Below are 13,445 nucleotides of genomic sequence, written 5' to 3' on the forward strand. Positions count from 1 at the left end.
TCGCGAAAAATTCACAAAATTGATATCCGAAGTCAACAACAATCCTGCACTCAAAACAACCAGGATTCTCGGCCAAATCTTCGTTGTGAGCGATCGACGTTAACGTAGAAACGGAGTTTTTGACCCCGCCTGCATCCAGGAAGGATAGCAGCTAAAGCACCGGAAAGCCTCACCCGAAAGCAGGAAGTAAAAAACCTGTAATATCGTTTCCGGTTGTATCGAAATGATTTAACCGCAGAGGGCGCAGAGAACGCAGAGGGAGAGAATACAGAGAGGAATAATTCCGATGCTACCGGATTTGATATAAAGCCTCAAGCTAAAGTACCAACTAAACCTAAGTCAATCGATTTTAGATTTTAGATTTTAGATTAAAGAATTGAAGCATTGACCCCACGGATAAATTCGGGGGCTTGTATCCTGGATGCTTTCGGTCAAAATAGCCTGCAAAAACTATCTTCAAATCTAAAATTTGAACCGATGGATGAATTTTATTGCTCCATCGGTTCAATGGAACTAACCGAATCGATTTCCCTCGACTTGTTCCTCGAACTTTCCAAAACATCAACAGTATTCTTAATAAAACCAGCCATCGGCACAGCAACTAACAAACCTGCTATTCCTGCCACCTTAACCCCCACCAGCAGCGCCACTAAAATCCACACAGGATTGAGACCTATAAAACTGCCTAATAACCGAGGAGCAACCCCGCTTTCAATTATTTGCTCAATTACTGTAGCGACAGCTAAAACTGTGACGCCGAGCCAAAAGTTGTTTAATGTGATCAGCAAACTGACAATGCAAATACTGAAAGGTGCCCCGAAGGGAATCATAGTCATTACACCCACACCCAAACCGAACAGAAGTCCGAAGGGAACTCGCATAATTAAAAAAGCAACAGTGATAGACAGTCCCATCAAACCCGCCAAAGTTGCTTGCCCGACGAAGTAGTTGTGGAAGCTTCGCGCCAGCAACTCTCGCAATTGAAGGCTCAGCTTGGAGGGAAACCATTTAAATAATCCTTCCCATACGCGATCGCCGTGCAAGAGCAAGTAGAATGTCACGACTATTGTGAGGAGGAAATTCAACAGACTGTCTGCAGCACCCAAACCAAATCTGAGAATTTCGCCAGTGAGAGACTGCAATTGAAATGAAAGTCGATCGCTCAATTGGGTAGTCAAACCGCTAACATCAATGCGGAGATTGCGATTTTCCGCCCAATTGTGGAATGCTTCAATTTGTTCTGTGCCAGAAACTATCCAAGTCGGCAGTCGGGTGGCGAGCTCAGTGATTTGGTTTAGCAGAATGGGAGCCAGAGTGATAGCTAAAACCACCAATACCAGTAAAGTCAAAAACAATACCGATAAAACTGCTCGATCGCGCTTTAAGCCGTATCTGTGCAGAAAGCGCACGGGATAATCTAGCAAAAAAGACAGCACTGTAGCCACTACCAAAACTGTAATCAGGGCGCGAAAATATTCAAAGACTAGGAGGGCTAACCAGCAGTTGAGTACCGCTAGGGGAAATACCAGTCCGTAAGTCCACCACTGCTGCAGTTGAGTGAAACGTCTCATCTAAGTTAACCGAGTTAAAATTTGAGATGCAAGATGTGAGATTGGCGCTGCTATTCGCCCTTCTTTCTTAACCACTTTATAGTGTATTTATTTATACCCGACTGCTGAAAATTTCCAGTTGCTCGACCAGCAGGGGAAATTGGGTTGCTGGCAGGCAGAGCCTGCCACAACTATGTTATATCGTTTCCGCTAGTATGGATATATTACCTGCGAAAATAATTTATTTTCAGTTGACCGGGCAGCGGTTTGCAAATCGCAATTCAACCTTTTTCCCCGTGCCTTTCCAGAGCTAATTGAATTAAACGGTCTACTAATTCAGGGAAAGAAATGCCGTCGGCTGCCCACATTTGCGGATACATACTGGTAGCTGTAAAGCCAGGAAAAGTGTTGATTTCGTTAATCAAAACTTCTCCGGTTGATTCAATGTAGAAAAAGTCTACTCGCGCTAAACCTGCCGCGTCTATAGCCAAAAATGCTTGCACTGCCATTTCTTGGATTTGCGAGACGATCGCACCGCTGACTTTTGCCGGAATTGAGCAGTCGGCTTGTCCCTGGGTATATTTAGTTTCGTAGTCGTAGAAATCGCTTTGAAAAGTAATTTCTCCCACCGTTGAAGCTTGGGGATTATCGTTACCCAAAACTGCACATTCTAATTCTCTAGCAACCACACCCGCTTCGACAATTATCCGCCTATCGTAGCTGGCGGCGCTATCGAGTGCTGCTTCTAACTCAGCGCGCGATCGAGCTTTAGAAATCCCCACAGACGAACCCAAATTAGCGGGTTTTACAAAGCAAGGATAGCCCAAATCTGCTTCAATTTTATCACAGAGTTTGGGGAAAACGCAAGGATTAGACCAGATTTCGGAACGGTTGACAGCGACGTATTTTACCTGCGGCAAACCAGCCTGAGCAAAAGCCATTTTCATGGCAATTTTATCCATTCCCAGCGCCGAACCTAAAACCCCCGAACCGACAAAAGGAACTTGCAATAATTTCAGCAACCCTTGCACCGTACCGTCTTCACCGTTTGGGCCGTGCAAAACAGGGAACCAAACATCTACAGCATTAAAATTAGGAAACTGTCCAGCGGAAGAATCATCTTCTGCTGTTTGTTCCTCTATTTCCAGAGGTTTTCCGGTGGCTAAGACTTCTTGAGGTAATGTTCCCGACAGCCAGCGACCGTTTTTTTGGATATAAAAGGGCAAAACTTCGTATTTAGAGGCATTTTCCTCCGCAGCGAGGGCACGGGCGATCGCCCGCGCCGAACTAATTGAGACTTCGTGTTCGCCCGATCGCCCCCCGAACAATAGCCCGATCCGCATCATTGTCATTTTCCACTACTCCTAGGACTTTTCGACAAATATACACGCAGAGAGCGCAACTAAGGCACATACGAACCGCTTTAAGACTACTTATCTCCTCCCTTCCACTCTTCCTCTGTGTTCTCTGCGCTCTCTGCGGTAAAAAAAATTACATCTTCTTAGAAGAGTTCACCAGTAAGCCGTCCCCTATCTCATTCCGGTGCTATTTAAAGCATTTCCCCCGTCAAGCTAAAAGCGCGAATATCGGTAATTTTAACCCGCACAATTTTCCCCGCCAATTCAGCAATATCACCCTTAAAAAATGTGAGACGATTGCCGCGAGTGCGCCCCATCACCTGAGTTGGATCTTTGAGATTCTGGACTTCCACCAAAACCTCTTCAGTACGTCCGAAATAGCGCTGCGATCGTTCCATCGCCGTTGTTGTCACTACATGATTGATTCGTTGCAGGCGATCGGCTTTCACCTCCTCACTCAACTGATTTTCCCACAAAGCCGCCGGTGTCCCAGGGCGAGGAGAATAAGCCGCAGTATTCACCAAATCGAAACCAACATCTTCGATCAACTTCAAAGTCTTTTCAAACTGTGCTTCCGTCTCCCCAGGAAAACCCACAATCGCATCCGCCGTAATCGAAGCATCCGGCATATAACGGCGAATTGTATCAATAATCCGGCGGTATTTTTCCTGAGTATAACCCCGCGACATTGCTTTCAAAATATCATTATCTCCCGACTGAAAAGGAATGTGAAAATGTTCGCAAACCTGCGGTAATTCCGCACAAGCCTTAATCAATCTCTCTGTAAAATAGCGCGGGTGGCTAGTAGCAAATCTGAGGCGATCGACACCAGGCACATCCTGCACAAAATAAAGCAAATCCGTCAAAGTATGCTGGTTGCTGCCGTCCGGTTTTGTCCCCGGCAAATCGCGTCCGTAAGCATCAATATTTTGCCCCAACAAAGTTACTTCCTTGTAACCTTGACGGCCCAAATCCTCCATTTCCGCCCGAATTGCCTCCGGCATTCGCGACTGTTCAACCCCGCGAACATTCGGGACAACACAATAAGTGCAGCGTTCATTGCAGCCGTAAATTACATTCACCCAAGCAGTCACCTTGCTGTCGCGGCGCGGCTTAGTAATATCCTCCATAATCTCAACAGCTTCAGTCGCCACAACTTGATTGCCCTCAAAAACTTGTTCCAGCAAATCTTCAAGTCGGTTAGCGTGTTGCGGCCCCATTACTAAGTCTAATTCCGGCACTCTCCGCAGCAGCGCTTCACCTTCCTGCTGCGCCACGCATCCAGCTACAATTAAAGTTAAACCCGGTTCTTGGCGTTTGCGATGAGCTTGCCTTCCGAGGTTAGAATAAACTCTTTGTTCGGCATTGTCGCGAATTGTGCAAGTATTGTAGAGAATCAAGCTAGCTTCGTTCGGGTCTTCCGAGAACTCAAAGCCCATATTTTCCAGAATGCCGGCCATCCGTTCCGAGTCGGCTTTATTCATCTGGCATCCGAAAGTAGTGATGTGATAGCGGCGGGGTTTAACGGTCATGGCGAATTGCAGGCAAATAAAAAATATAGGTTTTCAACCTTAACACTTTATTATAACACTTCTGTGTTAAACGACCTACGTCTGGTAATTGGGAATTTTAGTAATTATAGGGTGTGCAATGCGCCCCTTATCGCTACAAATATTTTTAGATACCCGACAAAATCTGCGAAGTCGGGTATCTGGCTATTCTGTTTTTTTAGTGAGATAAAAACTGTAAAATTGTTTTGGCAATACCTTGTGCAGCCAAATAAGGAACCCCATTGCCAACAGTTTTAAACATATTAGTCAACGTCATCTTGGGCGGCAGTGCAAAATCTTTTGGCAGTGACTGAATAGCCAGTGTTTCTGCAACAGAAAGCCGGCGAAGTTTGTAAGGGTGCAAGTGAACTTCGTTATTGCCATAACAAGCTGTCGGGGAATAACGCCACCGATGCAATCGCTTGAAAGATTTTTTTGAATCATCTCCTTCATCAACGGAAGCAAACCGCTTAATGCCTGCTTTGGGTTGAAAATAGTGTTTGGCATTGGGATGGTTGAGAACGTCATTTTTTTGGAACCAAAATTCTACCGTTAAATCTTGGGGAATGCCATCAGGACAAGGCAGGAAACTATCACCTGCAAAGGCTGTTCTATCCGGCCAAGGATGAGAAAAAATTTCTGATTTGGGATAGAATATCTGACTTTCCCAAGCAAATAAACTTTCGGGTAACATTGGGCTTTTTCCCTCTAGGGAAATGCCCAGATTTTTGACAATGTTTTTTCTAAAACCCATCAAAATAATTCTATCCCTATCTTGCGGGACACCGTATTCTATCGCATTAATTAAACGTTCGGCAAAAACGTATCCCGACTCAGACAACTGATTTTTGAGTTCGTCGTAAAAAGCTTTATGTTTTTTGGTTCTCCACAAACCTTTGACATTTTCAAATAAAAAGAAATCTGGCTGCTGCTGACAAATCAATTCAATGTATGAAGCTGAAAGTTGACCTTTATCTCCTTCCCCACCCCGGTTTTTGCCACCAATAGAAAAGTCAGGACAAGGCGGCCCCGCGATAAATCCCACAATATCGTGATGCTTGCGGGCATCCTGCATCAATTCCCGCAGGCGAAAAGCTGGTTCTCCCCCTACAAGTCTAGTGACATCTGCTTCCTCTCCTTCGCAATATCCGTATTCTGGCTGTGGCAAATTCAGGCACTGCCGAGAATAGCGGTATGCTTGCATGAAAGGTGGGAAAATTTCATTGACATACGCTACATTAAAGCCGATCGACTCAAAACCCAGATCGAGCAAGCCAGAACCCGAAAAAAATGAGAAAATACAAGGAGGACGGTGCATTGAAGGATCACAGCAATTTTGAGTTGAGCTTATTATAAATTATGTTGGGTGCCCAGGGTTCGGTACACCTTACTACAAATTCTGTAGGGAATTGGGAATTGGGAATTGGGGATTGTTAGAATGGCCTGGGCGGGTTTATGAGATTATTGGTTTGAACTCACATCTTGCACCATTCTCAAGAACAGGCAAGATGCCTGTTCCACAAAGAGTGAATTTTCTTGTGGAACAGGCATCTTGCCTGTTCATAAAAAGCTTATTAAGAATGGTGCAACATCTCAGTTTCAAGCGATTGTTGGTAAAAACCGCCGCTACAGGTATTATTAAAACCATTGGCCGCCTCGGAAACGCCAGTGGGGAAACAAAATCCGCATCAGTGTTTGGGATGCCAGATAAATAGCCAGCCACACTAAACTATAATGCAAAGCAAAAGCTCCCAAGTCAAAATCTTGTGCAGGTATCCCCGGCAAACCGAGAATTTTGATTAAAAATAACACAAAAAGCGCTTCCCAAATCCCAGCGATCAATTGAAACGCGCCGGGCCAATCTCGATCCCAGCGTAACTTTTGGATGTAGATATATAAAGCATCCCAGCCGAGGCCAAAAATCGCTACATACCCTAATATCCAGAAAAAGATTGAGCCTGATTGGGAGGTAATTAAACCCAGAAAGAATGGCATTGTTACTAAAATGCCTACGGTTGCAAATAGCAATAACCGAGTTTGCCAGCGGCCGAATAAGGTGGGAGTCATGCGATTTTAGATTTTAGATTTTAGATTTTAGATTGAAGGCGAAGTTCGTTTAAATCAGTTAAATCTGACATCTTTTACCAGTTTCAAGAACAGGCAAGATGCCTGTTCCACAAAGAATGAGTTTTATTGTGGGGAGTAGGGGGTTGGGCATCCTGCCCGCCCGTAAAAAACCTATTGAAATAGTGCAATATCTCCGTTAAATCCATTAAATCCTGTACATTGCTTGTTGCCGAACTTCGTCCTTCAAGTTAGTCGGGAGATTTATTAAAAATCCATTTCAACCACTGCACAAACGATCGCCAAACGCTCAATTTCCGCACACCAGCAACTCGGTGGGCTGCCAGACTTTCAACCGATCGCAAGGCGGCGTATTGCAAGCCCAAAAAACTGTCTACCGGCGCGTAAGGCCCCCCCAAAGTAATCGCGCCGGCTGCGTATACCCGGCCTTCTGTGTTGCTAGCAGAAGAATTCCGCAATTCGGGCACTTCAAAATCGTTGTTAACACTCAGCCGGCCCAAACCGTTGAGGGGAAGATTATATTGAGCTACCAAATCGTTTAACAGAGGACTGGTTTTTACCTTAGCGTCCAAACCCGTAGCATCAATAATAAAATCAGCTTCTAACTTAATTTGTCCCTTGAGTTCCTTCTCCTGAATGTACGTCACCGTGCGGTTTTGACTGTCGCGCTCGACTCGCTCGACTTCCCCGAAGGTAATTTGATACCATCCTTGACTTAAACCTTCTTTGACAATCCGCCGCCAGTCGCTGCGCTGGGCTGTGGTAGTTCCGCCCCAGTCTGTGAGCAACTGCGGGCGCAATTCAGGGGCGGCTTTTTCCAAAAGTACGCGGAGTTCCCCGCCCCAGCAAGCTTTCGGCCAGTTGAAAGGTTGAAATTCGTAGTGATTTTCGACCCTGCGCTCAGCGAGTTTAAATTTGTTACCTTGAGGTTTGGGCGATCGCATCAAATGCAATACTTGAATATTACTGTTCCGCTGTCGCGCTTCGTAAATTCGCTGCACCACCCGCGAAGCCACAATTCCCCGGCCTCTAATTAACACGCTGCCGCCGCTGGCCTCCAATTTTTCGTAAACGCCGTCGTGCTTTTCGTAAGCGTTGACAACCGACTCAAAATCCTGGGTTTGTTCGCGGTAAGCTTGCAAGTCGGGCAGAAATTGAATGGCGGGATAGCCGGTGGCTAAGTGTACGTATTTCGCGATTAAAAAAGCGTGGTCGCGGTGATCCGCATCCGATCGAGAATAAGCGATCGCGTACCTGCCGTCATCTGTTTTGCGAATTCCCCGCACTCTACCGTAGCGAAACATCTGATTCCACCCAATTCGATCGACTTCCCTGTCAATAGAATCAAACACATTCCCCGCGCGAGGCGTATAAGTTTCGGCAAAAGTCGGTTCAGCAAACACCTGCCACATCAACATCAGTGATACTCCCAAACGCCCTTTGAGCAATTCCTGCCAAGCTTCCCGCAAAGCATAGGGAGGCCACCCCCAAATGTTGTCTGGACAAGAGTCAGAATTCGATCGTAGGCGTTCCCGCAGCGGAATTTGAGAATTCAGGCAGAGACGCAGGTAGCGGGCGTAGGGCTGGCTTTCCATGCCCAAAACTGCAATTCGGTCGATTTTCACGCCGCAAATTCTCAGCAAATCCACCCAAATAAAGCTGCCCAAACCGCCACCAACTGCTGCCCAATCAACTTCTGTCACAGGAAGTCCCATAGATTGGAGCGATCGCATTGACACTTGAGAAGCGTGCAAAAATGCGATCGGCGGAAATTCTTCCCTATTAGCTGTTTGAGGAAGGTGCAACATTATATGCTGGCCCAATGCCGGGTCTGGCCCATTGGTCTGCGGGTTAAAGAAAATGTGAGAATTGACAGACGGCGTTTCTGGGGAATTAACAGCAAAAGAAATGCCGATCGCGTAGGGCCCAACTTGCAGCATATCCCCGTTTGCCAGCACGCAGCGGGTTTGACGAATGCCGTTAACAAAACTACCGTTGCGGCTACCCGTGTCAGTAAGTAAAATACTGTTACCTTCGGTGCCAATCACTGCGTGAAAGCGAGAAACTTGACTGCTGCTGAGGGCAATTCGAGAAACTCGTTTCCCGTTGATAGTGGCGGGCATCGCTTCAAAAATTCGTCCCAAAGCGATGGGTAAGTCGAGTATGGGGGAGCTACAATCCCCCGTAGCTGTATCTGTCCAAGTCAGTCGCAGGCGCAAGGGTTGAGAATTCATGATTATTTTTTAAACATCAGCCGTCGGCTTTGAGCTTTCTGCAAAAAAAGATTTGTGAATTTGAGAGTGTTTAGCGGATAGCCCCATTTTCCCTTTTTCTCATATGTTGCACCATTGTCAATTAGCCTTTTATGAAGAGGCTTTCCGGCCTGTTCCACAAGAAAATTCACTCTTTGTGGAACGGGCATCTTGCCCGTTCTTGAGAATGGTGCAACATCTGAGTTTTTCCAACTTTCACGGAGACAGCATTACACTTGCCGCCGCCGCCAAAGAAGTACCGCACCACGGACACCCCGCATTCAACTGTGCGTAAGGCGAAATTCGGCTGCATTTGGGACACTGCAAACCATATTGTGAAGGCCCCGTCGGCTGAAAGTTACCAGGTGCGGGAGGCCCAGACAGCAAAACTGTCTGCGGCGCGGCTACCTGCACCTCCGTGACATTCACCACCTCAATTTGCACTTGGCCTAAATGGATGTGGCTTCCCAAGTTCAATTTTGCTTCGCCTTGGGCGAGAATTTTTCCATCTACCAGGGGCGGATTGCTTTCGCGCAAATTCCGCACTGCATACTCCTGCAATTCATGATTAAAAAATATTTCAACGTGCAGACCCGATACGCTGGGATGCGAAAATACTATATCGCACTTCGCCGGATCGCGCCCTAGCCTCACGGTTCCGGGATTTTTGCTCGGCTGTCCGTTTTCAATTGTCTGAGTTTGGCGCACCCCAGCTTCTGTCCATGCTAAAGTGAGCTGGTTTGTCATGATTGTATAGTTTGCTGCTCAAAAATATAAAAAAATATTAGCTGATTTATTTTGAGGAGGGACTTCCTCACCAAAAAACTTAATTATAATTATTGACCAAGAATTTCAAAGGTGGTACCCGCCACGTGATTTATCCGTGGAGTCAATCCAAAATCTAAAATCTAAAATCCTCAAGCCCCCGAATTAATCCGTGGGGTCAATCCAAAATCTAAAATCTAAAATCTAAAATCGAATGACGCCGACTAGATCGCACTTCTAAAAATATTATGTGCAGCTATACAAAAAAGCCCTGACTTCGGGGCTTTTAGTGCTCGTATTGGCTTTTTTTGAGAGACTGAATCGCGCTTACCGAAGAAGAATTCAGAATTCAACAGCCAGAATCCAGAATGGATTGTGTGCGATACGATGGAGAATCGGGGTTTAAAGCCGCCGATTTTAATCGTGGAATAGAAAAAATTATTTCCGTGACAGTTACACCTGAGATGTTGCACCATTCTCAATAAGCTTTTATTAACAGGCAAGATGCCTGTTCCACAAGAAAATCTACTCTTTGTGGAACAGGCATCTTGCCTGTTCTTGAGAATTGTGCAAGATGTGAGTTACACCTCACTTGGGGCATGGGGTATTCTGATTGGTTAAAAAATTGCTGTTCAAGATTTGCCAGCGATTGCTAAAAAGTAATTCCTGTGGGGTTTTCACCTTTGCGAGGCTGTGGTGCGCTAGTCACGAATTTTGGAGGTTGGACGATCGAACTACCTTGGTAACTTCGATCGCCCCCCCTCCTCAAACGTTTACTGTCCTAGTGCTATGTCTCACGCTGCAACTGTGCAATCTTTCATTACAGGGCAAGCCTTAAGAGACTTAAGCTTCGCTTTTGCGGCTTTTGCGACCGCCTTCGCGACCAATTTGAGCCATGTGTTCGCGATTTCTGCTGACAGCTTCGCCGCCTTTTTGGCCAGCTTGTCTGGCTTCTTCAGGGGTGAATTCGTGTGCAGTTCCTTTCTCGTGTGCAGCTTTTCCGCCTTTGCTAGCAATTGCGCGCTGTTTTTCTGCATCCATAGAAGCGAATCCGCGTTTGCTTTTCTCAGCCATGACTGTCTCCTTGTGTTTTTCTGATTTTTTAGCTCGATCGCGCCTTCGCCTCCCACTGTCATGGTTACTCCCAGCCAGTGGTGAGATATCCGACGGTAAATTATGAAACCTCATCAGACGAATCTAAGCTTTTGGTTTAACTCGCAGAATGAATATTTCATAACTTACAAATGTGAACTAAAAATAGTTCACGCCCGGGCACTATAGTTAGAGCCGCCAATTTTTTAAGCTGGTTACTGTCTTTCAATCATTCTATAAACCCCCCAACTTTTATACCTCTTTCTCAGGTATAGTCATTCTTTAGTTCGCTGGAAGGATGGAACCGAAAGCTGATTGGCAGTAGACTCAGAGGATTTTTCGACTTAACCGCGCCTCCTCAAAAATTAAAAGTCCAAAGACGGATGCTTTTTTGGTCTTTTTACTTTTTTTTTGGGCATTCCGCGCTTGCCAGTTATCCCTATGTTAGTTGGTCTGCCGATCGAGTGGTTTCTGGTAAGCGATATTTTGGGGCGCAGCGCAGGACGTACTCGATCGCACTTATCAAGTTTACCTTATGACCTATGGAAACATACATCGGTTTTACGCCTGTTTGCGTCCTCAGCGCGGCTCCTACCGTTGAGCCCTCTAGCAGCAAGGGTTGCCAACTGCCCCGATCGAGTCCGACTTCTGAATGTTCTCCAATAAATCGATTTTTGGCAACTCCGATCGTGGGAATCCCTGTCAAAACCCCCAAATGGCAGGCAAGACCGAATCGGCGGGGATGGGCTAGTCCTTGACCGTCGCACAATATCAAGTCTGGCCTCAAACTGATATTTTCCAAAGCTTCGAGAACTGCCGGCACTTCTCGAAAAGACAGGAAACCCGGAATATAAGGAAAAGTTGTAGGACTGCGAACCACAGCTTGCTGCTGCAATTGCAAGTCGGGAAAGCTCAGAACTGTTACAGCGGCCCGCGATACATCGTCTGTAATGTCGTAGCCGACATCTACACCGGCGACGTACCGAACTGTGTCCAGTTGATTTTGGGTAATTACCTCTGACCGAAGCTGTTCTTGAATGGCGATCGCCTCTTCAATTGTCTGCGGCCAAGGGTGTCGCTGCAACATTTTGATTTTTTTTCAACCGTTCTCATCTAAGCTTAACTTATTTTCGGGCATTTTTAAACTCGGATTTTTATCGTTTGTAGCTATAAATTCCCAACTTGCCCAAGCAGTCTTTTTTCTACTCAGGAGGGTTGAGCAAGGCGGGCCGATGCCAATTCTACAAATAGAGTCTGTACGTCGCAGATGGAAATTCTATCTTTCCTGGCTTGCAGCAACCCGCAAAGGTTTTAGCGGGACGCACCTGCCATTTACCATTAAAATTTACCCACAAATTAGCAGTTGAATTCTGATTTTTTAGCTTTCTAGAAAGCTTTCTCTTTGCGATCGCCCTTTTATCGCTTGTCAAAGAGCGATCGAGCTATCTATTTACTTCTGCTTTATCTAAAAAAATCCTCTTTGTCAAGATGATTGAAACATTTATTCATCAATAATCTCACCCAGCTACAAGTGGGATTGTTCATACCCACTCATCGAGCTAAGAGGTTCCCAAAACCTCACAACTATATGACTTTTATGAAAAAAAATCACTGAATTTATGAGTTGTTGCACCATTAACCTGAAGTTATAATCTTAGATAATATCGAAGAGAAAACTAACATCAAGTAACACAACATAGCGGAATTAACCTATGAAAACCATGCAAAGTGTTCAGTACAACCTAGCTCTCTACATCGTCGGTGGCATCGTCTTCATCATCGCAGCCTTAATTTTAAGACCTTTTGCCCTCGTCGGCCCAGGGGAACGGGGCGTTATGATGCGCTTCGGGAAAGTTCAAGACGCGATTTTAGATGAAGGCATTCACCCGATTTTCCCGATCGTCACCTCTGTAAAAACTCTCAGCGTGAGGGTACAAAAAACAGATTTGAAAGCAGATGCAGCATCCAAAGATTTGCAAAGCATTACGACAGATTTGGCAGTTAACTGGAATGTTGACCCAGCAAAAGTAAATCAAATTTACCAACAAATAGGAGACGAAGAACAAATTGTTACCAGCATTCTGAGTCCGGCAATTTCGGAAGTTCTCAAAGCAGCAACTTCTAAAAAAACCGCAGAAGAAATTATCACTAAGCGCACCGAACTCAAAACAGAAATCGACAACAGCCTCAAAAAGCGTTTGGAACCTTACGGCGTCATCGTCAGAGATGTTTCGTTAATAAATTTTGGCTTTTCTCCCGAATTTAGCAAAGCCATCGAATCCAAACAAATAGCCGAACAAGAAGCTAAACAAGCAGAATTTACTGTTCAAAAAGCCACCCAAGATGCTCAAGCTGAAATTAACCGCGCTAAAGGTAAAGCCGAAGCTCAACGCTTGCAGCGGCAAACATTAACAGCCGAAATTTTGCAGCAGCAAGCAATTGAAAAATGGAACGGCCAGTTTCCGACAGTAATGGGAGGAGGCGGAACTTTGCCATTAATTAATATTGCGCCGCCGACTTCTCAAGCCGCAACTCCTGCTAAATAAGCTGCTGCGGATCATGATTGCCAGGGGGCGGGGAGAAGGGGAGAAGGGGAGAGGGGGAGAGAGTCTGAGGGGGGGAAGAATAGAGGGTTTTTCACTGCGGAAGTGAAGATGTGCTTTTTTAAATGCCGAACAGCAAGCGTATAAAATACAACTAACAACTAACGTGAAATCCCGCTTAGGATCGCGAATTAAATAACTTACAATTTTAATTGTTATTGTGGGATGGGCGTCCCGCCCGTCCGTTTTG

The 13,445-nt window shown here is 45.7% G+C and carries 11 protein-coding genes; 1 reads left to right on the top strand and 10 read right to left on the bottom strand.

Annotated features, from left to right (window positions below):
• Positions 1-488 precede the first annotated feature (488 nt).
• From QUB20_RS20905 to nfi, 10 genes are all read right to left on the bottom strand, one after another.
• Positions 489-1,571, bottom strand: a complete 1,083-nt coding sequence (locus QUB20_RS20905) for an AI-2E family transporter (protein WP_333249168.1) — start codon at positions 1,569-1,571, stop codon at positions 489-491.
• A gap of 260 nt (positions 1,572-1,831) precedes the next feature.
• Positions 1,832-2,902: a D-alanine--D-alanine ligase family protein gene (locus QUB20_RS20910; protein ID WP_333249166.1), complete on the bottom strand. Its 1,071-nt coding sequence runs from the start codon at positions 2,900-2,902 to the stop codon at positions 1,832-1,834.
• A 197-nt stretch (positions 2,903-3,099) separates the two neighbouring features.
• Positions 3,100-4,440: a tRNA (N6-isopentenyl adenosine(37)-C2)-methylthiotransferase MiaB gene (gene miaB, locus QUB20_RS20915; protein WP_333249163.1), complete on the bottom strand. Its 1,341-nt coding sequence runs from the start codon at positions 4,438-4,440 to the stop codon at positions 3,100-3,102.
• Between the two features lie 196 nt (positions 4,441-4,636).
• Positions 4,637-5,776 (bottom strand): DNA cytosine methyltransferase, encoded by a 1,140-nt coding sequence (locus QUB20_RS20920; RefSeq protein ID WP_333249160.1) that lies wholly within the window; start codon positions 5,774-5,776, stop codon positions 4,637-4,639.
• A 320-nt stretch (positions 5,777-6,096) separates the two neighbouring features.
• A complete protein-coding gene (locus QUB20_RS20925; protein ID WP_333249157.1) occupies positions 6,097-6,525 on the bottom strand; it encodes a hypothetical protein in 429 nt (142 codons plus the stop codon).
• A gap of 248 nt (positions 6,526-6,773) precedes the next feature.
• Entirely contained in the window at positions 6,774-8,777 is a 2,004-nt protein-coding gene (locus tag QUB20_RS20930; RefSeq protein ID WP_333249154.1) for an FHA domain-containing protein, read from the bottom strand.
• Positions 8,778-8,779: 2 nt separating this feature from the next.
• Positions 8,780-8,965, bottom strand: coding sequence for a hypothetical protein (locus QUB20_RS20935; protein WP_333291621.1), 186 nt, complete (start codon positions 8,963-8,965; stop codon positions 8,780-8,782).
• Between the two features lie 46 nt (positions 8,966-9,011).
• Positions 9,012-9,542 carry an FHA domain-containing protein gene (locus QUB20_RS20940; protein WP_333249151.1) on the bottom strand — a complete coding sequence of 177 codons (531 nt, stop codon included), beginning with the start codon at positions 9,540-9,542 and terminating at the stop codon, positions 9,012-9,014.
• A gap of 861 nt (positions 9,543-10,403) precedes the next feature.
• Positions 10,404-10,634 (bottom strand): KGG domain-containing protein, encoded by a 231-nt coding sequence (locus QUB20_RS20945; protein WP_006631632.1) that lies wholly within the window; start codon positions 10,632-10,634, stop codon positions 10,404-10,406.
• Positions 10,635-11,091: 457 nt separating this feature from the next.
• Positions 11,092-11,739, bottom strand: a complete 648-nt coding sequence (gene nfi, locus QUB20_RS20950) for a deoxyribonuclease V (protein ID WP_333241568.1) — start codon at positions 11,737-11,739, stop codon at positions 11,092-11,094.
• Between the two features lie 625 nt (positions 11,740-12,364).
• On the opposite strand from nfi, the gene QUB20_RS20955 reads away from it, so the two are divergent.
• Positions 12,365-13,198, top strand: coding sequence for a prohibitin family protein (locus QUB20_RS20955; RefSeq protein ID WP_333241570.1), 834 nt, complete (start codon positions 12,365-12,367; stop codon positions 13,196-13,198).
• The last annotated feature ends 247 nt before the right edge of the window (positions 13,199-13,445 follow it).

Source organism: Microcoleus sp. B4-C2 (assembly GCF_036705265.1).
GTDB lineage: Bacteria > Cyanobacteriota > Cyanobacteriia > Cyanobacteriales > Microcoleaceae > Microcoleus.